The following is a 19,331-nucleotide window of genomic DNA, read 5'->3' as shown; positions in this document are numbered from 1 at the left end:
AACCCGCCACCGGCTGACCGCCGATCCGCTTCTCCAGAAAGGCCGCAGCCATGGACCACCGCCACGGTTGCCGTCTCGATTCGGGGCAAACGGCGTGTCAGGGCCGGCGGAAAACCGTCGCTCCGCCCTCGCTGATTACGTATAGACAAAAAAGCGCTTCGGGCGTCCCCGGGGCATGGACTTGGTGCTGGGGCTTTCCTATGTCTTGGCCACGCGAAACAACAGGAACGACGGGAAAACGATGCCCTCCGCCCCCCAATCTCACGCGAATCCGGACCAGACGCTGTTCCGCCTGCTGGCCGCTGCCATCGGCGAAACCAAGGCTGCGCTGGCACTTACCACGCTGACCATCGATCCCGCGCTGGCCGGCACTGGAGAGACCGCCAGCCGCGCGCACGTGGCCATGGCGCTGAACGCCGCGCTGTTCGCCGACCTGCTGGACCGCGTTCCCACGGCGCAGCGCTATATCGACGAAGTGCGCGCGGCGGGGGAGACGATCGTGTTCGACCACGGTGCCCTGCGCACCATTGATGGCGAGACCGGCGCGCTGCCGGGCGGACACATGGCCTTCGGCCGCTTTCTGGCGCCGCTGGGCTATGAAGTCGTCGGCCTCTATCCGCTGCCCAAGCTGAAGATGACCGGCCGCGCCTATGCCCAGCGCGACCTGCCCGAGACGATCCCCCAGTTCTTCGTCTCCGAACTCCATGTCGACCAGTTGCCCGAAGCCGCGCAGGGGGCCTGCGCCAATGTCTTCGGCACCTCGGTGGATCCGCTGGGTGAGGCCGAATGGGCCGCGCTCGACACGCTGGCCAGCGATGGACAATGCGCGTTCGACATGGCCGTCACCGCCTTGAAGGGCGCGATCGCCTGCTTCGAGCGTCAGCATCAACCGCCGGCGCTGGCCGATTACGAAGTGCTGCTGCCCGAAACCAAGGAAGGCGCCTGGATCGCCACCGAGGGCAACGCCTTCAACCATGCGACCACCCGCACGGCGGATGTGATGACCCTGTCGGACGCGCTGAAGGAACAGGGCTATCCGATGAAGCCCTCGGTCGAGATTTCGCAGAACGGCCGCGTGCGCCAGACGGCGATCCTGGCCGACAAGGTGGTGCGTCCGTTCCGCGAGGCGGACGGCAGCGAAGTGCCGCTTTCGGTGCCCGGATCGTTCTACGAATTCATCACCCGCGACATCGATCCGGAAACCGGCAAGCTGGACCTGACCTTCGATTCCGGCAACGCCACCGGCATCTTCGCCGTGACGAGGAACGCATGAACACGCTGCGCTCCTACGACCCCGCCACCGACGCGCTCGTCTGGGAAGGTCCGATTGCCGATGCGGCGGCGGTGGACGCGGCGCTCGAACGCGCCCACGCGGCGTTTCCCGGCTGGGCCGCGCTGCCGGTGGCCGTGCGGGTGGAGGCTGTCCAGCGCTACAAGGCGGTACTCGAAAATCGCAAGGAAGCGATGGCCGAGACGATCTCTCGCGAGACCGGCAAGCCGCTGTGGGAAACGCGCGGCGAATTGGCCTCGATGATCGGCAAGGTCGGCATCTCGATCGCCGCGCAGGCCGAACGCGCGGGGGAGAAGCGCAACGACATGCCGTTCGGGCAGGCGGTGCTGCGCCACCGTCCGCATGGGGTGATGGCGGTGCTGGGGCCGTTCAACTTCCCCGGTCACTTGCCCAACGGCCACATCGTACCCGCCCTGCTGGCGGGCAATACGGTGGTGTTCAAGCCGTCCGAAATGACCCCGGCGACCGGGCAGGCCATGGCGGATGCCTGGGCGGAAGCGGGCCTTCCCGAAGGCGTGTTCCAGATCGTCCACGGCGCGCGCGAAACGGGTGAGGCGCTGGTGGCGGGCCATATCGACGGCTTGCTGTTCACCGGATCAGCCGGGGCCGGCGCGCATTTCCGGCGGATCTTCGCGGATCGCCCGGACGTGATCCTGGCGCTGGAACTCGGCGGCAACAACCCGCTGGTGGCGTGGGATGGGGACATTGATGAGGCCGCCTCGGTCGTCGTCCAGTCCAGCTTCATCACCACCGGCCAGCGCTGTTCCTGCGCGCGCCGGCTGATCGTACCGGACGACGATTTCGGCACCGCATTGGTCGATGCCGTCGCCGCGCTGGCGGACCGCGTGACCATCGGTGCTTGGGATGAGACGCCCGAACCCTGGTTCGGCCCGCTGATCTCCGGCCACGCGGCGGAAGCGGCGCAGGAGCGCGTGGCCGAACTCGTCGCGCGCGGCGCCAAGGTGATCCGGGCGTTCACCGGCGTGGAAGGACGCGGCAGTGCCTTCGTCACCCCCGGCATTCTGGACGTGACCGGGATCGACGTGCCGGACGAGGAGATCTTCGCCCCGGTGGTGCAGGTTACCCGCGTGCCGGACTTCGATGCCGCCATGGCCGCCGCCAATGCCACGCGCTTCGGCCTTTCGGCGGGCCTGATCAGCGGCGACGATGCCTTGTGGGACCGTTTCGTGCTGGAAAGCCGCGCGGGCGTGGTCAACCGCAACCGCCCGACCACCGGCGCGGCGGGATCGATGCCGTTCGGCGGGCTGGGCGATAGCGGCAACCACCGCCCCAGCGCCTATTACGCCGCCGATTACTGCGCCTATCCGGTCGCCAGTTTCGAAGCGGCAAGCGTGGCAGGCAACAGCGGCGCTCTAACCGGCAAGCTGCGCGGATGACGGGGCTGACGCCGGCGGAACAGCACCTGCTCGCCCCGGTGGAGCGGGCGCCGATCCTTGCCCACACACTCGACTGGGCGGCGATCAACAGCGGCACCGCGCATCTCGACGGGCTGGCGACGATGGCGGAACGCCTTGCTGGCGCCTTCGCCGCGCTGCCGGGTGAAGTACGGCTGGTCGATCCCGCCCCGGTCGAGAAAGTCGACAGCCAGGGCCGAACCCGTGAGATCGCGCATGGCCGCCACCTCGTCCTCTCGGTACGCCCCGAGGCGGAGCGCAGGGTGATCCTGACCGGCCACATGGACACCGTCTATCCCGTCGATCACCCCTTCCAGACCTGCGACTGGCTGGACGACAACACACTCCACGGCCCCGGCACGGCAGACATGAAGGGCGGCCTTGCCCTGATGCTGGCCGGCCTCACGGCCTATGAACAGTCGAGCCCCACGCTCGGCTACGATGTCCTCATCAACAGCGACGAGGAGACCGGATCGCTCTCCTCCGCCCCGCTGATCGCGCAACTCGCGCAAGGAAAGCTGGCGGCGCTGACTTACGAGCCCGCCCTGCCCGGCGGCCAGATGGCCCGCGCCCGGCCGGGTTCGGGCAACTATGCCGTGGTCGTCCATGGCCGATCCGCCCATGCAGGACGCAATCCCGAGGAAGGACGCAACGCCGTTCTCGCCGCCAGCGATCTTGCCTTGCGCCTTGCCGCGATGCGCCGTCCGGGCCTTTCGGTGAACCCGGCCAAGATCGAGGGCGACGCCCCCAACAATACCGTGCCGGACCTTGCCATCCTGCACTTCAACATGCGCCCCGCCACGCCCGAACTCGCGGCCGAGGCGCAGGCGCATATCAAGGCTGCCGTCGCCGAAGTCTCGGCCGCGCACGAGGTGCACATGCACATCCACGGCCACGTCTCGCGCCCGCCCAAGGCGATCTCGGAACAGACCGAGGCGCTCTACGGCGTGGTCAGCAAGGCCGCGGCAGACCTTGGCCAGCCGATGAGTTGGAAGGACACCGGCGGCGTCTGCGACGGCAACAACATCGCCGCCTGCGGCGTGCCCGTGCTCGATACGATGGGCGCGCTCGGCGGCTCGATCCACTCGCCCGACGAATTCCTGCTGGCCGATTCTCTCGACGCCCGCGCCCGCCTTACCGCCCTTGTCCTCCATAGACTGGATCGCAACGGAGTTTTGCCCGAATGACATTCCTCCTGCGCACCGCCCAGGAAAAGGACCTTGAAGCGCTCTATCGCATGGCGAAGGGTACGGGCGGCGGGTTCACCAACCTGCCGCCGGACAAGCCGACGCTGGACGCCAAGCTGCAGCGCACCGCCAAGAGCTTCGCGCGCGAAAGTGACGAGATCGCCAACGACCTGTTCGTGTTCATTCTGGAAGACACCGAAACCGGCAAGGTGCGCGGGACCTGCCAGGCGTTCTCGCAAGTGGGCACCGAGTTTCCGTTCTACTCGTACCGCATCGGCCGGATCACCCAGCATTCCAAGGAACTGGACCGTACTTTCCGGGCAGAGATGCTGACGCTCTGCACCGATCTGGACGGGGCAAGCGAAGTGGGGGGGCTCTATCTGGACGCGACCGAGCGATCGGCCGGCGTCGGCAAGCTGCTGGCGCGCAGCCGCTATCTCTTCATCAAGATGCACCGTTCGCGCTTTGGCGATACCACGCTGGCCGAACTGCGCGGCGCCATCGACGATGCCGGCAACTCGCCATTCTGGGACGGGCTTGCCGGTCGCTTCTTCGACATGAGCTTCCGTGATGCGGACGAGTTCAACGCGAAGCACGGCAACCAGTTCATCGCCGACCTGATGCCCAAGCACCCGATATATTGCGCGCTGCTGTCCGAAGCGGCGCGGCAGGTGATGGGCCAGCCGCACTATTCGGGCCGCCCGGCGATGCGGATGCTGGAGAACGAGAACTTCTCCTTCGAAAACTACGTCGACATCTTCGACGGTGGCCCGACGATGATCGCGAAGACCGACCAGATCCGCACCGTGCAGGAAGCGCGCACGGCGACGATCGTGGAAATTGCCGATGCCGATCTGGAAGAGGCCAGCCATCTGGTCGCCACCGGCCACCTGGCCGAATTTCGCGCCTGTCTGGGGAAAGTCGATGCGGCGGAGGGGGGGGTTACCCTTGATGCCGAAGCGGCCGCTCTGCTAGGCGTGACGAGGGGCGACAGTATCACTTACGCGAGCGCCTGATCCACCCATGCTTACCGAGATCAATTTCGACGGAATCGTCGGCCCCAGCCATAATTATGCGGGGCTCAGCCTTGGCAACCTCGCCTCCACGAGGAACTTCGGCAAGGTCTCGGCCCCCCGCGCCGCCGCTCTGCAGGGGCTGGCGAAGATGCGCGCCAATCTGGATCGCGGGCTGGTGCAGGGCTTCTTCCTGCCCCAGCGCCGCCCCGATACGGACTGGCTGGGTCAGCTGGGCATGACGCTGGAAAACGCCGATCCGCGCCTGCGCGCCAACGCGATGTCGGCCAGTTCGATGTGGGCGGCCAATGCCGCCACCGTCTCCCCCGCGCCCGACACTGCCGACGGGCGCTGCCACCTGACCGTCGCCAATCTGGTGACGATGCCGCACCGTAGCCACGAGTGGCGCGAGGCGCTGGCGCAGCTTCGCATCGCCTTCGCCGATCCCGAACACTTCGTGGTCCACGCACCGGTGCCGCCGCCGTTCGGAGACGAAGGCGCCGCCAACCACATGCGCCTCTGCACCCGCCATGACGCGCCGGGGATCGAGGTTTTCGTCTACGGTCACACCGGTGGCGGAGAGCCGATCGGCCCCTACCCCGCGCGCCAGCACCGCGAGGCCAGCGCCGCAGTCGCCCGCCTGCACGACCTCGATCCCGATCGCACGATCCTGGTACAGCAGTCCGAGGAAGCGATTGCGGCGGGTGCGTTCCACAACGATGTCGTTGCCGTCGCCAACGAACGCATCCTGTTCACGCATGAGAACGCCTTCACCCACCGCGACCAGTTCTACGCCGAACTGCGCGCCAAGCTGCCGGAGATCGAGATCGTCGAGATCCCGGCCAGCGAAGTCAGCCTGTTCGATGCGATCCAGTCCTACCTGTTCAATGCGCAGCTGGTTACGCTGCCCTCGGGCGAGGCGGCGCTGATCCTGCCGACAGAGGCGCAGGAATCGCCGCCCGTCTGGCGCTGGCTGGAAAAGCTGGTCTCCGGCAACGGCCCGATCCGCCATCTGTTCATCCACGACTTGCGCGAATCGATGGCCAACGGCGGCGGCCCCGCCTGCCTGCGCCTGCGCGTGGTTGCCGATCCGGCCACGGTCGATCCCCGTTTCCTGGCCACGACCGACAAGCTGGATCGCATCGAGGCGCTGGTGAACCGCATGTGGCCCGACCGGATCGCGGTGGATGACCTGTCCGACCCGGCGATCTGGAAGCAGTGCCTTGCTGCGCGCTCGGCCCTTTGCGCGGAACTGGGGCTGGAAGAACTGGATCGCGAGCGGTTCTGACCGCTCCCTTCCGCCCCAAAACACCGTCGCCCCCGCGAAGGCGGGGGCCCCGCTTCCTTTCCTTCGAAAAGCCGCCGCGCCACTTTTCGCAATGCCAGTTTCGTGTTTTGCAATGGTTCCGCAGCAACCAGCCTTCATATTGGTGCCATGGCTACATCGATACTGACCGCCGCACCGCGTGTGCTTCCCGATCCGATCCGGGCGGCGATCTTCGACATGGACGGGACGCTGCTCGATACCGAGGCCGCGCATCGCCGCGCCTTCGTGCAGACCGGCCACGCGCTGGGCCTGCCGCTGCCCGACGACCTGCTGATCTCCATGGTCGGCGTGCATCGCGGCGGCAGCCGCCGCCTGGTGGCGGACCGCATGGGGGCCGGGTTCCCGCTCGATCACTTCTTCGCCGAAAGCGACGAGTTGTTCGAGGCGATGGTGGATGCCGGCATCGCACTGCGCCCCGGCGCCGAAGTGATCCTGGACCACTTCGCCAAGGCCGGTGTGCCCTTGGCGATCGCCACCTCCACCGAAGCACCCTATGCGACGCAGCGGCTGGAGAAGGCGGGGCTGCTGCACTATTTCGACGTGGTGGTGACGCGCAGCGACGTGACCCACGCCAAGCCGCATCCGGAACCCTACCTGCTGGCCGCTAGTCGCCTCGGTGTCGATCCCGCGCATTGCGTCGCGGTGGAAGACAGCCCGGCGGGCGTGCGCGCCTCATCCTCGGCCGGTATCGCCACCGTGCTGGTGCCCGACCTGCTACCGCCGACCGAGGAGATGGTGCTCGCCAGTGCCGAGGTCCTGCCCAGCCTGCACGCCCTGCGCGACCTGCTGCTGGCACCGACCGAGGCGGGTTGATTTCAGACCGAAGAGCGGAAAAATCCCGGCGCTACGCCCTAAGATTGTAAGCCGGCCGCAGCTCTCTCAAAACAGCATTCCGTCGTCCCCGCAAAGGCGGGGACGACGGGGTTTAATGGGAGAGGAAGAGGTGGCGTGGCAGGCGCTCGAATTGCCGTCTGCCGCCCTTACTGATCCAGCCACCACTGCATCAGCACATGCGCGATCGCATGCGCAGGCGGCGCGCCGAACGCCTTGCCGTTCTCGTTCCGGCCAATCGCTTCCAGCGCCTCGGCCACTTCTTCACGCGTGAACCAGCGCGCGTCCTCAAGCTCGGTGGTGTCGATGGTGATCCCATCGCTTTCGGCCACCGCATAACAGCCGATCATCAGCGAAGAGGGAAACGGCCAGGGCTGGCTGGCGACGTAGCGCACATCGCACACCCTTACGCCGGCTTCCTCGAATATCTCGCGCGCCACGGCTTCTTCCACCGTCTCGCCCGGTTCCACGAAGCCGGCCAGCGTCGAATAGCGCCCCTCCGGAAAACGCGGCTGGCGGCCCAGTAGCGCGCGGCCTTCGTGCTCGACCAGCATGATCGTTACCGGATCGACGCGCGGGAAGTGCTCGGTACGGCAATCGGGATTGATGCAGGTGCGCTGCCAGCCGCCCTTGGCGAGCACGGTGCCCGCCCCGCAGGTCGAACAGAAGCGGTGGCGGCAATGCCAGCTCACCAGGCTGCGTGCGGTGCCGTAGGCCGCCAGTTCGTAAGGCGGCAGCACCGCCATCGTCAGCCAGTTGACCGGCGTGGCATGCGGCCCACCGGGAGGGGTGACGGCGAGCACTTCGGCGAAGCAGGCCGCCTCCCCATCAAGGCCAAGGAAGATCAGTTCGCTGTCCGACGCGGCCCGGTCCAGCCCGTCCCACAGCAGCGCCCCGCTTCCGGCCAGCACCGCGTCCAGACCGTCGAGCCGCAGCAGCCGTGCGTTCGCCCCCTGCGCGGCGGCCAAAGCTTCGGGATCGTTGCGCAGATGATCGGCACGGTCGAGATGGGCGCCGGAAAAGGCGATTGGAAGGATCACGCGGGCTTCTCCAACAGGGCCATGACATCGGCCTTCAATGCGGTCTGGAACTCGGGCAACAGCGGCAAGGCGTCGCTGGGCATGAACTGGACGAACAATTGCGAGCGCAGGGCGTGGATCATGTCGACCATGCCCACCGTCCCCGCCGCGCCGGACCAGCCGAAGATGCCTGCCTCGGCGCCCAGCCCGATACGGCCACCGGCGCCGAACGCGGCCGGCCCGCCGATCATGTGCGAGCGGTCCGCCGCGGGTGGCAACAAGTTCGAAGTGCCCATGGCGACCGCGCGTTCGGACAGCACGCGCCGCCCGTCGATCATGCCGCCCTGGGCCAGCAGGCGCAGGAACCGATCGTAGTCGCGCGGCGTGCTGACAAGCCCCGAACCGCCGAACGGAAAGGCGGGAGGATCGAGGTAGACCGAGGTTTCCGGCGGGTCGATCGGCACCAGCACGCCGCCCAGTGCGCCGTAATTGGTCGTCAACCGCCGCGCCTGCGTTCTTGGCACGGTGAACATAGTGCTCGCCATGCCCGCCGGGCCGAACAGCGATTCGGACAGATAGGCATCGAAACTCTTGCCGGTGACCACCTCGATCACCCGGCCCATCACGTCCAGCCCCATCGAATAGGACCAGCGCGTGCCGGGATCGGCCACCAATGGCAGCGCCGCCAGCCGGTCGGCAAAGTGGTCCAGCCCCTTGACGGTCGGCCCGTATGTCAGCCCCGGCACTTCGATCCGGCTGATCCGGCCCGGCACCAGCCCCTGCCGCACATAGGCGTCATGGATCGGCCCGGTCTGGACGATGGAATAACCGATGCCCGAGGTATGCGTGACCAGATGGCGCATGGTGATCGGACGCGGAGCCGGGTGGACGCGGTCCAGCGGCCCGTCGTAGCGATCCTGCACCTGCATCGTGCGCCATGCCGGCAGGATATCGGCCAATGGCTGATCGAGCGCGATGCGGCCCTGCTCCACCAGTTGCATCGCCATCAGGCCGGTGATCGGCTTGGTCATCGAATAGATGCGGAACAGGCTGTCCGGCCCCATCGGCGTGCCGTCGTCGAAACCCTGCGCGCCACGCGCCACGAACGTCGCTTCACGCCCGGCCGTGCCGACCGAGGCGACCATGCCGGGAAACTTGCCGATGCCGACCCAGCGATCGACCAGGGCCGAGACTTTGGACAGCGCGGCGGACTGCGCCACCGCCCATGCCAGGCGCGGCATCAAGGCCGCCGACAATCCCGCTGCCGCGCCAAGGCGCAGGGCCATGCGGCGGTCGATCCGGGCGGAAAGGCTCACGCCGCCTCTGCCCCCAACCCCACCAGCGCCAGGCGTGCCACCTTGGCGAACAGCGTCGGCAGGCCAGCCTCGTCGATCCGATCGAGAGGCCACCACTCCCCCTCGCCCGGCGGATCGCCCGCCAACGCGCCGACATGAACCTGCAGCGAGAGTTCCAACGCGAAATGGGTGAAGACGTGGCTGACCCGGCCGGCATTCTCCCAAGGCCCATCGATCGGCCCCTGCCCGCTGCCGTCGCTGCGCGCGATCCAGCCGTCATCGGGCAATGCACGCATTCCGCCCAACATGCCCTTGTCCGGACGGCGCACCAGCCAGACATGCTCCTCCCCGCCGATTTCGCGCTCGATCCAGAACGCCCGCCCCTGCCGCGTCGGCTTGGCCTTCTTGGCGGCCTTCAGCGGCAGCCGCTCCGGCTCACCCTGCGCCCGCGCCTTGCAGGGCCCCGCCAGCGGGCAGAGCAGGCAGCGCGGCGCGCGCACGGTGCAGACGGTGGCGCCAAGGTCCATCATCGCCTGCGCAAAGTCGCCCGCGCGAACGTCCGGCGTGATCGTATCGGCCAGCGCGCGGATCGCCGGGCGCGAACCCGGCAGCGGCTGTTCCAGCGCGAACAGGCGCGAGACGACCCGCTCGACATTGGCGTCCACCACCACCGCGCGTCGGCCGAACGCGATCGCGGCGACAGCGGCGGCGGTATAGGCGCCCAGCCCCGGCAGCGCGCGCAGCTCGTCCTCGCTATCGGGGAACACCCCGCCCCGCGCCGCCACCGCGCGGGCGCAGGCCAGCAGGTTGCGGGCGCGGGCGTAATAGCCAAGCCCCGCCCAGGCCGCCATCACCTCCTCGTCAGCCGCCGCCGCAAGGTCGTTCACATGCGGCCAGCGCGCGGTGAACTTGGCGAAGTAGTCCTTCACCGCCGCCACGGTGGTCTGCTGCAACATCACTTCGGACAGCCACACGCGATAGGGCTCCGGCGCCGGAGTGCCCGGGGCCGCGCGCCACGGCAGGTTGCGTGCATTGCGGTCGTACCAGTCGAGAAGCAGGTCGGGGATCGTATCGCGGCTGGCGTCCATGCCAGCCCTATGGCATTGGAGCGCCGACAATGGAACGGGATCGCCCAAAGAACAGCGGCAAGGACGCCGCAAAGACGCCGAAGCGCTTCGAACGCGCGCGCGGCGGCCAGGCGCGCGCGATTGCCGACCTGATGCCCGAAGTGGGCCGCACCGCATTCCGCCGCTTCGGCTTCGTGCAGTCCAGCGTGGTGACGCGCTGGCCGGAGATCGTCGGCGCCCGCCACGCCCGCGTCTGTTCGCCCGAATCGATCCGCTTTCCGCCCGGCGAAAAGTGCGACGGCATCCTCCAGCTGGTGGTCGCCCCCGCGCACGCGCCGATGATCCAGCACGTGGTGCCCGAGATCATCGAGCGGGTGAACCGCTTCTTCGGCTACAAGGCTGTGGCCAAAGCGAAAATCCGGCAAGGCGAGGTTAAGGCGCCACCTGCTGCAAGGCCGCAAACCGCGCCGCCCAGCGTGAAGCCGGTGCCGTTCGAACTGGGCGAATCGCTGCGCGATGTCGGCGATCCGGAGCTTCGCGCGGTGCTGGAATCGCTGGCCCGCAGCCTTGCCGCCAAGGACGAGACATTGAAGGACGAACGGGGGAAATGATGAAGTTTTCGAAGTCGCGCGCCGCGAAGTTCGGCGCGCTTGCCGCACCGCTTGCAGCCGCCGCCCTGCTCGTTGCCGGGGCGGCCCCCGCGCACAAGCCTGCCGCCAAGGCTCCGGCGGCTGCGCGCAAGCCCGCCGCCGCCACCAACTGGGGCACAATGGTGACGATCACCGCGGACGGCAGCCACATGCTGGGCAACCCCAAGGCGTCCACCCAGGTCACCGAATTCGTCAGCTACACCTGCCCGCACTGCGCCCATTTCACCAAGGAATCCGACGCCCCGCTGCGCCAGACCATGGTGGCCAAGGGACAGGTGGCCTTGACGATCACCAACCTGCTGCGCAACCCGATCGACCTGACCATCGCCATGTTGACCACATGCGGCGATCCCAAGCGTTTCGTCACGCGCCACAACGCCTTCCTTGCCACGCAGGACATCTGGATGGCGAAGCTGAATACCCTGGGCGAAGACCGTCAGAAGCGCTGGTACGAAGGCGATATCCAGGCCCGCATGCGCCTGATCGCGGCCGATTTCGACTTCTATTCGATGGTCGCCCCCTGGGGCGTCAGCCACGCGCAGGCCGACCAGTGCATCAACGACAAGGCCGCCTTCGCCAAGCTGGAACAGCAGCAGAAGACGGTGCAGGCGGTGGGTGCGAACAGCACCCCCAGCTTCGTGCTGGATGGCAAGCTGCTGGACGCGCATGACTGGGCCGGACTGTCGCAGGCGCTGACCGACAAGCAGGCGGCCCAGCGCAAGGGCTCGATCTGATCGGCCCGAAAGCCCCGGAATCTTGTGGGAAAGCCGCTGAAAACGGGCTTTCCCACGCTTTGAACGCCTCTGGCGTTACGCTAACTTTCGCACTTCCAATCGAGGATTCGCATCGATGACCCGACCTGCCTTCCGAAAGATCGTTCTCGGCCTTGCCATCGCTCCGCTGGCGCTGGGCCTTGTCGCATGCGGCAAGAAGGGGACGACTGACGGTTCGACTTCGGCCCCCGTTTCCAGCGAAGCACTGGCCAAGGTTCCCGCCCCGGCCGGCAAGACCTGGTCGGACATGGTCGAGAAGACCGCTGAAGGCGGCTATCGCATCGGCAATCCCGAAGCCCCGATCAAGCTGGTGGAATACGGCGCGCTGTCGTGCTCGCACTGCGCCAAGTTCGCAACCGACGGCTTCGGCACGCTGCGCGACACGTACGTCAACAGCGGCCGCGTGAGCTATGAAATCCGTTTCTTCATGCTCAATGCCTATGACTTCCCGGCCACCATGCTGGCCACCTGCAGCTCGACCGAGGCGGCGCTGCCACTGGCCGAGCAGTTCTGGGCCTGGCAGCCCAACATGTTCGAAAAGCTGCAGGCGGCCGACAAGTCGCGCCTGGAAGCGATCCAGAACATGCCGAAGGAACAGCAGCTTCCCGCCATTGCCGAAGTCAGCGGCATGACCGAATTCTTCGCCTCGCGCGGGATTTCGCGCGATCAGGCCAGCGCCTGCCTGCGGGACACCGCCAAGGCCAAGGCCCTTGCCGATCAGACCGAAAAGGCCGGCAAGGACTTCAACATCACCGGCACCCCCACGTTCCTGATCAACGGCAACAATGTCGGTTCGATGGAATTCAAGGAACTGGAAGCCAAGCTGCAGGAAGCCGGCGCGCGCTGATGCGCCGCCGCTCTGCCTCCTGACCTGATTCGATGCGCATAAAGCGGCTCAAGCTCAGTGGTTTCAAGAGCTTCGTAGAGCCTGCCGAACTGCGCATCGAACCGGGGCTGACAGGCGTCGTCGGCCCCAACGGCTGCGGCAAGTCCAACCTTCTCGAAGCGATCCGCTGGGTCATGGGCGAAAGCTCGGCCAAGTCGATGCGCGGCGGCGGGATGGAGGACGTGATCTTCGCGGGCACCGCCACCCGCCCGCCCCGCGCCTTTGCCGAAGTCGTCCTCCACGCCGAAACTGCCGCCGACAGCGCCGGCCAGCGTGAGGAATTGGAAGTCGTCCGCCGCATCGAACGCGGCGCCGGCAGCGCCTATCGCGTCAATGGCCGCGACGTGCGCGCCAAGGACGTGGCGCTGATCTTCGCCGATGCTGCCACCGGCGCGCATAGCCCCGCCCTCGTCTCGCAAGGGCGCATCGCCGCCGTCATCGCCGCCAAGCCCGCCGAACGCCGTGCCATGCTGGAAGAGGCGGCGGGCATCGCCGGCCTCCACGTCCGCCGCAAGGACGCCGAAACCAAACTGCGCGCCACCGAGGCCAATCTGGCCCGGTTGGAAGACCTGATGGCGGGGCTGGACAAGCAAGTCCTCGCACTGCGCCGTCAGGCCAAGGCGGCGGAGCGCTACAAGGCGCTGACCGACCAGATCCGCCTTGCCGAAGCGCGCGTGGTGTTCGCCCGCTGGCGCGATGCCGCCGCAGCCGCCGATGCCGCGCGCAAGGATGCACAGGCCGCCGAAACGCGCGTGACCGCCGCACAGGACCTCGCCACCGAAGCGCAGAAGCAGCAGGCCGCTGCGGCCGAGGCTCTGATTCTCGCGCGCGATGAACTGGCCGACCGGCGCGACGATGCCAGCGCGCAGGGTCACCGCATGGCGACGTTGACCAGCCAGTTGGAGGCCGCCGAACAGAGGTTGAAGGATCTCGATCGCCAGAAGGTGCGGCTGGAAGAGGATCGTGGCGATGCCGACCGCCTGACGCGCGACGCCGCCGAGGCGCTGGCGCGGCTGGAAAGGGAACTGTCCGAAGGCAAGCGCAAGCTGGAAGAGGATGAGGCCGCCCGCCCCCGCCTTGCCAATGCACTGGAAGGGGCCGAGCGCGCCTCCCGCGCTGCCGAACTCGATCTGGCGCAAGCCACGGCGGCGCAAGCCGGGGTAGAGGCCGAATGGCGCATTGCCGAAGCCGAACTGGCGCAGGCGCGTTCTCGGTTGGATCGCCTTTCGGCCGAGGCGGCACGCCTGGCCGCTCAGGTTGAGGCTCTGGCACAAACCGGGGATCTGGATGCCGCGGTGACCGAGGCGAAAGCGCGCGCCGAAACCGCCGGCGTCGCGCTGACCACCGCGCGCGAAGGGCTGGAAGCGCAGCAGACGCGCAAGGGCGAGCTTCAGGCGGAGCGCGACACCGCCGCCTCGGCGCTTGCCGCCGCCCGCGCCGATCTGACTGGTATCGAGCGTGAACATGCCGCGCTGCTCAAGGACCGCGAGGCGCGCGCCAAGGGCGCCAAGGCCGCGCATGGCCTGCCCGTCGCCATCGACGCGGTGAAAGTCGCGCCGGGATACGAACGCGCGGTGGCCGCCGTGCTCGGCCGCGATGCGCGCGCACCGCTGGGCGAAGTGCCGAAGGCGGACGGTCGTTTCTGGACCGGGGCGGAGGCACCCGCGCCGGTAAAGGACAGCCTTGCCGCGCAAGTCTCCCAATGCCCGCCCGAACTCGCTGCCCGCCTCGCGCTCGTCCATGTCGCGGATGAGGATGATGGGCGGGCGCTGAAACCGGGCGAATGGCTGGTCACGCGCGGCGGCGTGCTGCGTCGCTGGGACGGCTTCATCGCGCGCGGCGAAGGCGCGGCGGAAGCGGCACGGCTGGAAGCGGAGAACCGCTTCGCGCAGCTCGATGCACAACTGCCACCGCTGCGCGGCGCAGTAACCTCCGCCGAAGCGCGCCAGACTGAAGTACAGCAGCAGCTTGCCGCGCTTTCCACCGCCGTGGTCGCTGCCGAGCGGGCGATTGCCGATGCGGCGACGAGCGAGCGCACCGCGTTGCGCGCCGTCGACCAGGCCGAGGATGCCCGCCAGCGCCACGCCGTCCGTCGCGCCGAGATTGCGCGGGCCGAGGACGAACTGGCTGAACAGCGCAACAGTGCCGAGCAGGAGGTTGCCACGGCCGAAGCCAAGCGCACCGCCCTGCCCGATCCCGGGCTTGGCCGCGCCGCGCTCGACGCCGCGCGGCTGAAGAACGACAGGGCGCGCACCGCGCACCAGTCTGCCATCGCCGCGCTGGCCGCGCACGATCAGGGCCTTGCCGTCGCGCGTGAGCGCACCGCTTCGCAGGCGGGCGACATGCGCAGCTGGCAGGCACGCGCCGGCGATGCCGCCAACCGCCTTGCGCAGATGGGCGGACGGCTGGAGGAGATCGAGAGCGAACGCGCGGTGATCGCCGCCAAGCCTGCCTCGCTGATGCAGCAGATCGAGCAGGGCGAGGCGATCCGCAACCGGCTGGCCGAGGAACTGGCCAAGGCCGAGACAGGCGTCTCCGCGCTCACCGAAGCCGCGCGCAAGGCCGATGCCGCGCTTTCCGTCGCGCAGGAAACGCTGGCCAGCGCCCGCGAATACCGTGCCGGTGCCACCGCGCGTGCCGAGAACGAGGACGCCCGCCGCGTCGAAACCACGCGCCTCTCGGGCGAGCGCTTCCAGTGCCCGCCGCCGGTGCTGGCCGAACGCTTCGGCTTCGCGCCCGCCGATGTCGGCCACACCGATCAGGAAGGCTCCGGCATGGACGGCCTGGTCGCCGATCGTGAGCGGATCGGCCCGGTCAACCTGCTCGCCGCCAGCGAATTGGCCGAGGCGGAAGAGCGCCTGGGCGTCAGCGTCACCGAAAAGGCCGAACTGACCGAGGCGGTCAGCCGCCTGCGCGGCTCCATCGGCAACCTCAATCGCGAAGGCCGCGAACGCCTGCGCGCCGCGTTCGAGGCAGTGGACGGCCACTTCCGCCGCCTGTTCACCCGCCTGTTCCAAGGCGGGCAGGCGCACCTTGCACTGGTCGATTCGGACGATCCGCTGGAAGCCGGCCTCGAAATCTTCGCCCAGCCGCCGGGCAAGCGGCTGCAGTCGCTGACGCTGCTGTCGGGCGGCGAGCAGGCACTGACCGCCGTGGCGCTGATCTTCGGCCTGTTCCTCACCAATCCCGCGCCGATCTGCGTGCTCGACGAAGTCGACGCCCCGCTGGACGATGCCAATATCGAACGCTTCTGCGACCTGCTGGAAGCGATGACCAAGGAAACCGACACGCGCTACCTCGTGGTCACCCACAATGCCGTGACGATGAGCCGGATGCACCGCCTGTTCGGCGTGACCATGGTGGAAAAGGGCGTCTCCCGCCTCGTCAGCGTCGACCTTGTCGGTGCCGAGGAACTGCTGGCAGCGGAATAGCAGCGGCCATTCCCCATCCCGTCGTCCCGGCGGAAGCTACGATGTAGGAGTTGGGGTTACGCCCTCCCGCTTCGATCGTCCTTATTTCAGCACGAATCGTGGCCCCGGCCCCAGAGCCGCCGCTTCGTCATCGCGGTTGTAGAGGCGGCACTTGGCAAGGCTGAGGCAGCCGCAACCGATGCATTCGTCTAGCTTGCGGCGGGTCAGTTCCAGCAGCGCGATCTTGCTGTCGATCGCCTCGCGCATCGACAGGCTGATGCGTTCCCAGTCCTCCATCGTCGGCGTGCGGCCCTGCGGCAGCGAAGAGAGTTCGCGCTCGATCTCCGCAAGGCCAAGTCCCAGTTTCTGCGCGATCAGCACGAAGCTGACGCGGCGGATGTCGGATCGCAGGAAGCGGCGCTGGTTGCCGCCGGACCGCAGCGAGGTCAGCAGGCCCTTGTCTTCATAGAACCGGATCGCCGACACCGCCACGCCGGTGCGGCGGGCGAGATAGCCGATGGAAATGAAGCGGTCGTCAACCATCCGCCCTTCCTGCCGCGTTTTCCGTTTGACCTCAAGTTAACTTGAGGTTGCATGAAGGCCAGGCCGGCGATTCGATCGGCGCAAAAGCAGGAGACATTCCGATGGCCCAGGGCCGCCTCGAACATGCCAATATCACCGTCAGCGATATCGAGCGCTCATCCGCGCTGTTGCAAGACCTGCTCGGCTGGCACGAACGCTGGCGCGGTCCCGCGATCAATGGCGGCGAGACGATCCATGTCGGCGGGGATTTCAGCTACATCGCGGTCTACACCGACCGAAAGGCGCACGACCGTTTTGCCAAAGGCACGCCGCTGAACCATGTGGGGCTGGTGGTGGACGATCTGGACGAAGCCGAACGCCGCGTTGTCGCGGCAGGCCTCGTGCCGTTCAACCACGCGGACTACGAGCCCGGCCGCCGGTTCTATTTCTTCGATTGGGACGGGATCGAGTTCGAACTCGTCAGCTACGAGTAGGAGTCCTTTGAAAATTCGCCGAGAGCGAATTTTGGCGGCACCGGCCCTCTCCCCCACCCGAGCACCCACGAAGTCTACCCTGCAGGGTGGCCGGGTGGGGGAGAGGGCCGGTGCCGCAAATCCGGCTATGGCCGGATTTCAAACAGCCTTCAGATAATTCCGGCGTTCCCCACTACCCAGCAAGCCAGCGCCATCACCAGGCCGAGATCACGGTTGGAGCGGAAGCGGGCGAGCGCATTATCACCGTCTGCGGTGTCCAGCGTGATCACCTGAAACGCCAGATGCAGCGCCACCGGCCCCAGCCCAACCATCGCCACCCAGTCGTGACGCAGCATCCAGAACGCCAGCGCCCAGAACGCCACGGCTATCGCGTAGAACCCGGCCACGCCGCCACGCACATGCGTGCCCATGCGCAGGGCCGATGAACGGATGCCCACCAGCGCGTCATCCTCGCGGTCCTGGATGGCGTAGATCGTGTCGTAGCCGATGCACCAGGCGATCGAGCCCAGATAGAGCGCCGCCAGCACTTCCAGATGATCGCTGCGGATCTCCACCCAGCCGACCAGCGCGCCCCAGGTGAAGACCATGCCCAGCCACGCCTGCGGCCACCAGGTGATGCGCTTCATGAAGGGATAGGCCGCTACCAGCGCCACGCTGCCCAGTGCGACAAGCTGCGCCATGGGGCGCAACTGGATCAGCACCACCAGTCCGACGAGGCAGAGCGCCAGCAGCCAGATCCACGCCGCCTTCGGGCTGACCTGCCCGCTGGCGATCGGGCGTTTGGCGGTGCGTGCCACCTTGCGGTCCAGATCGGCGTCGACGATGTCGTTATAGACGCAGCCCGCGCCGCGCATCGCGATGGAGCCGGCCAGCAGCCACAGGATCAGGCCCCAGCGGGCTTCGCCGCCCGCCAGCAGCACACCCCAGGCGCAAGGCCAGAACAGCAGCCACCACCCGATCGGGCGGTCGAACCGCGCCAGCATCGCGAAAGCGCGTGGCATTGGTGGAAGGGCGGAAACGAGGCCGCGATGTTCGGTATCGGGGACGAGTAGAGAGTCGCTCACGGCGGTCGAGGTAATGCAATTGCCCTCCGCTGTCATGTACGAACCGCCCAAAGCACGCACGCCGTACGGCTGCCTGCCGCCTTCCGTCGCGCAGAGGGTGCGGTTCATCGCTTGCGCGGGAACCAAACGGCGATGCATGTGCGCACCACTGTGTCTTTTCCCACGACTTGAACGCGCGCCGGCTGTCCGCGATACTTGATCCCGGCACGAAGCAGTGAGAATCGCTGCGAAAGTCGCCTTCCAAGCAGGAGCAGATTGCAAGATGGGAGCCACCCCCGCCTGGCCGCCGCGTTCGGCGCCGCGCCTTTTCGTGACCGGGCCGCTATCGCAGGGGCAGTCCCTCTCCATCGAGGGTGGGCAGGCCCACTATCTGGCCAAAGTGATGCGCATCGCCGCCGGTGACGCGGTAATTCTGTGCGATGACGAAACCGGCGAATGGGCCGGCGAAGTCGTCTCCGCCGGCAAGCGCGATGTCGTGCTGGAACTGCGCGAGCGACTGCGCGAACGGGAGGCAGTGCCGGACTTCTGGCTCTGTGCCGCGCTGTTGAAGAAGCCGAACTTCGATCTGGTGCTGGAAAAGGCCACCGAACTGGGCGTGGCGACGATCCAGCCGATGATCACCCGCCGCTGCGTAGCCGACAAGCTCAATGCCGAGCGCGCGGCCACCATCGTCACCGAAGCGGCGGAGCAATGCGCGCGCACCGCGCTGCCCCGCGTGGCCGAGCCAGTGAAGCTGGACGCCATGCTGCGCGACTGGCCCGCAGATCGCGCGCTGTACTTCGCGGACGAGACCGGCGGTGCGCCGGCCGCCGAGCAATTTGCCGCGCATTCCGGCCCCGCCGCGCTGCTGGTGGGCCCGGAAGGCGGCTTCGACGAAGAGGAACGCGCCGCGATCCGCGCGCATCCGATGGCACGGGCGATCACCCTCGGCCCGCGCATCCTGCGCGGCGAGACGGCCAGCATCGGTGCGACCGCCTTGTGGATGGCGATTTCCGGGGATTGGTAGACCGTACCCTCCGCTAAACCCGTCCTCCCCGCGAAGGCGGGAATCCCGCTTGTTCGTTGCGGGCGAGGCGAAAGGAAGCGG

17 protein-coding genes are annotated in these 19,331 nt (G+C 67.7%); 12 read left to right on the top strand and 5 right to left on the bottom strand.

Annotation, left to right across the window (positions count from 1 at the left end):
* Positions 1 to 241: 241 nt before the first annotated feature.
* From WBP06_RS18090 to WBP06_RS18065, 6 genes are all read left to right on the top strand, one after another.
* Positions 242 to 1,273: a 2-oxoadipate dioxygenase/decarboxylase family protein gene (locus WBP06_RS18090; RefSeq protein ID WP_395330518.1), complete on the top strand. Its 1,032-nt coding sequence runs from the start codon at positions 242 to 244 to the stop codon at positions 1,271 to 1,273.
* Positions 1,270 to 2,688: a succinylglutamate-semialdehyde dehydrogenase gene (gene astD, locus WBP06_RS18085; RefSeq protein WP_395330516.1), complete on the top strand. Its 1,419-nt coding sequence runs from the start codon at positions 1,270 to 1,272 to the stop codon at positions 2,686 to 2,688. Before WBP06_RS18090 ends, astD begins: the two co-directional genes overlap by 4 nt.
* The gene (locus WBP06_RS18080; protein WP_395330514.1) at positions 2,685 to 3,893 is read left to right on the top strand and encodes a hydrolase; all 1,209 of its coding nucleotides are present in this window, start codon (positions 2,685 to 2,687) and stop codon (positions 3,891 to 3,893) included. The genes astD and WBP06_RS18080 overlap by 4 nt, the downstream gene beginning before the upstream one ends.
* The gene (locus WBP06_RS18075) at positions 3,890 to 4,909 is read left to right on the top strand and encodes an arginine N-succinyltransferase (RefSeq protein ID WP_395330512.1); all 1,020 of its coding nucleotides are present in this window, start codon (positions 3,890 to 3,892) and stop codon (positions 4,907 to 4,909) included. The genes WBP06_RS18080 and WBP06_RS18075 overlap by 4 nt, the downstream gene beginning before the upstream one ends.
* A 7-nt stretch (positions 4,910 to 4,916) precedes the next feature.
* Positions 4,917 to 6,194, top strand: coding sequence for an N-succinylarginine dihydrolase (locus WBP06_RS18070; RefSeq protein WP_395330510.1), 1,278 nt, complete (start codon positions 4,917 to 4,919; stop codon positions 6,192 to 6,194).
* Positions 6,195 to 6,341: 147 nt separating this feature from the next.
* The gene (locus tag WBP06_RS18065) at positions 6,342 to 7,046 is read left to right on the top strand and encodes an HAD family hydrolase (RefSeq protein ID WP_395330508.1); all 705 of its coding nucleotides are present in this window, start codon (positions 6,342 to 6,344) and stop codon (positions 7,044 to 7,046) included.
* Positions 7,047 to 7,213: 167 nt separating this feature from the next.
* On the opposite strand, the gene nudC is transcribed toward WBP06_RS18065, so the two are convergent.
* Genes nudC through WBP06_RS18050 form a run of 3 tightly spaced genes read right to left on the bottom strand, consistent with a single transcriptional unit; the run spans position 7,214 to position 10,466 of the window.
* On the bottom strand, positions 7,214 to 8,104 hold the full coding sequence (gene nudC / locus WBP06_RS18060; RefSeq protein ID WP_395330506.1) for an NAD(+) diphosphatase: 891 nt from the start codon (positions 8,102 to 8,104) through the stop codon (positions 7,214 to 7,216).
* Positions 8,101 to 9,369, bottom strand: coding sequence for a serine hydrolase domain-containing protein (locus WBP06_RS18055; protein WP_395334254.1), 1,269 nt, complete (start codon positions 9,367 to 9,369; stop codon positions 8,101 to 8,103). Before WBP06_RS18055 ends, nudC begins: the two co-directional genes overlap by 4 nt.
* A 26-nt stretch (positions 9,370 to 9,395) precedes the next feature.
* Positions 9,396 to 10,466: an A/G-specific adenine glycosylase gene (locus tag WBP06_RS18050; protein ID WP_395330504.1), complete on the bottom strand. Its 1,071-nt coding sequence runs from the start codon at positions 10,464 to 10,466 to the stop codon at positions 9,396 to 9,398.
* 29 nt (positions 10,467 to 10,495) lie between these two features.
* Here WBP06_RS18050 and WBP06_RS18045 point away from each other — a divergent pair, with 29 nt between their 5' ends.
* From WBP06_RS18045 to WBP06_RS18030, 4 genes are all read left to right on the top strand, one after another.
* Positions 10,496 to 11,056 carry a DUF721 domain-containing protein gene (locus WBP06_RS18045; RefSeq protein ID WP_395330502.1) on the top strand — a complete coding sequence of 187 codons (561 nt, stop codon included), beginning with the start codon at positions 10,496 to 10,498 and terminating at the stop codon, positions 11,054 to 11,056.
* On the top strand, positions 11,053 to 11,829 hold the full coding sequence (locus tag WBP06_RS18040) for a DsbA family protein (protein WP_395330500.1): 777 nt from the start codon (positions 11,053 to 11,055) through the stop codon (positions 11,827 to 11,829). The genes WBP06_RS18045 and WBP06_RS18040 overlap by 4 nt, the downstream gene beginning before the upstream one ends.
* Before the next feature lie 115 nt (positions 11,830 to 11,944).
* The gene (locus WBP06_RS18035) at positions 11,945 to 12,715 is read left to right on the top strand and encodes a thioredoxin domain-containing protein (protein WP_395330498.1); all 771 of its coding nucleotides are present in this window, start codon (positions 11,945 to 11,947) and stop codon (positions 12,713 to 12,715) included.
* A 32-nt stretch (positions 12,716 to 12,747) separates the two neighbouring features.
* The gene (locus WBP06_RS18030; protein ID WP_395330496.1) at positions 12,748 to 16,185 is read left to right on the top strand and encodes an AAA family ATPase; all 3,438 of its coding nucleotides are present in this window, start codon (positions 12,748 to 12,750) and stop codon (positions 16,183 to 16,185) included.
* Positions 16,186 to 16,266: 81 nt separating this feature from the next.
* Here the strand turns inward: WBP06_RS18030 and soxR are convergent, their stop codons facing one another.
* Positions 16,267 to 16,707 (bottom strand): redox-sensitive transcriptional activator SoxR, encoded by a 441-nt coding sequence (gene soxR / locus WBP06_RS18025; RefSeq protein WP_395330494.1) that lies wholly within the window; start codon positions 16,705 to 16,707, stop codon positions 16,267 to 16,269.
* 101 nt (positions 16,708 to 16,808) lie between these two features.
* Here soxR and WBP06_RS18020 point away from each other — a divergent pair, with 101 nt between their 5' ends.
* Positions 16,809 to 17,180 carry a VOC family protein gene (locus tag WBP06_RS18020; protein ID WP_395330492.1) on the top strand — a complete coding sequence of 124 codons (372 nt, stop codon included), beginning with the start codon at positions 16,809 to 16,811 and terminating at the stop codon, positions 17,178 to 17,180.
* Positions 17,181 to 17,329: 149 nt separating this feature from the next.
* Here the strand turns inward: WBP06_RS18020 and ubiA are convergent, their stop codons facing one another.
* Positions 17,330 to 18,280 carry a 4-hydroxybenzoate octaprenyltransferase gene (gene ubiA / locus WBP06_RS18015; protein ID WP_395334253.1) on the bottom strand — a complete coding sequence of 317 codons (951 nt, stop codon included), beginning with the start codon at positions 18,278 to 18,280 and terminating at the stop codon, positions 17,330 to 17,332.
* A 226-nt stretch (positions 18,281 to 18,506) separates the two neighbouring features.
* Here ubiA and WBP06_RS18010 point away from each other — a divergent pair, with 226 nt between their 5' ends.
* Positions 18,507 to 19,250: a 16S rRNA (uracil(1498)-N(3))-methyltransferase gene (locus WBP06_RS18010; protein ID WP_395330490.1), complete on the top strand. Its 744-nt coding sequence runs from the start codon at positions 18,507 to 18,509 to the stop codon at positions 19,248 to 19,250.
* Positions 19,251 to 19,331: the final 81 nt, after the last annotated feature.

The organism is Novosphingobium mississippiense, assembly GCF_044029535.1.
Classification (GTDB): domain Bacteria; phylum Pseudomonadota; class Alphaproteobacteria; order Sphingomonadales; family Sphingomonadaceae; genus Novosphingobium.
This window is presented reverse-complemented; position numbering and strand designations above follow the sequence as displayed.

Excerpts from the sequence above, each read along its gene's own strand:
- WBP06_RS18090 (WP_395330518.1), top strand. The coding sequence starts at position 242 with ATGCCCTCCGCCCCCCAATCTCACGCGAATCCGGACCAGACGCTGTTC.
- astD (WP_395330516.1), top strand. The coding sequence starts at position 1,270 with ATGAACACGCTGCGCTCCTACGACCCCGCCACCGACGCGCTCGTCTGG.
- WBP06_RS18080 (WP_395330514.1), top strand. The coding sequence starts at position 2,685 with ATGACGGGGCTGACGCCGGCGGAACAGCACCTGCTCGCCCCGGTGGAG.
- WBP06_RS18075 (WP_395330512.1), top strand. The coding sequence starts at position 3,890 with ATGACATTCCTCCTGCGCACCGCCCAGGAAAAGGACCTTGAAGCGCTC.
- WBP06_RS18070 (WP_395330510.1), top strand. The coding sequence starts at position 4,917 with ATGCTTACCGAGATCAATTTCGACGGAATCGTCGGCCCCAGCCATAAT.
- WBP06_RS18065 (WP_395330508.1), top strand. The coding sequence starts at position 6,342 with ATGGCTACATCGATACTGACCGCCGCACCGCGTGTGCTTCCCGATCCG.
- WBP06_RS18055 (WP_395334254.1), bottom strand. The coding sequence starts at position 9,369 with ATGGCCCTGCGCCTTGGCGCGGCAGCGGGATTGTCGGCGGCCTTGATG.
- WBP06_RS18050 (WP_395330504.1), bottom strand. The coding sequence starts at position 10,466 with ATGGACGCCAGCCGCGATACGATCCCCGACCTGCTTCTCGACTGGTAC.
- WBP06_RS18045 (WP_395330502.1), top strand. The coding sequence starts at position 10,496 with ATGGAACGGGATCGCCCAAAGAACAGCGGCAAGGACGCCGCAAAGACG.
- WBP06_RS18040 (WP_395330500.1), top strand. The coding sequence starts at position 11,053 with ATGATGAAGTTTTCGAAGTCGCGCGCCGCGAAGTTCGGCGCGCTTGCC.
- WBP06_RS18035 (WP_395330498.1), top strand. The coding sequence starts at position 11,945 with ATGACCCGACCTGCCTTCCGAAAGATCGTTCTCGGCCTTGCCATCGCT.
- WBP06_RS18030 (WP_395330496.1), top strand. The coding sequence starts at position 12,748 with ATGCGCATAAAGCGGCTCAAGCTCAGTGGTTTCAAGAGCTTCGTAGAG.
- soxR (WP_395330494.1), bottom strand. The coding sequence starts at position 16,707 with ATGGTTGACGACCGCTTCATTTCCATCGGCTATCTCGCCCGCCGCACC.
- WBP06_RS18020 (WP_395330492.1), top strand. The coding sequence starts at position 16,809 with ATGGCCCAGGGCCGCCTCGAACATGCCAATATCACCGTCAGCGATATC.
- ubiA (WP_395334253.1), bottom strand. The coding sequence starts at position 18,280 with ATGACAGCGGAGGGCAATTGCATTACCTCGACCGCCGTGAGCGACTCT.
- WBP06_RS18010 (WP_395330490.1), top strand. The coding sequence starts at position 18,507 with ATGGGAGCCACCCCCGCCTGGCCGCCGCGTTCGGCGCCGCGCCTTTTC.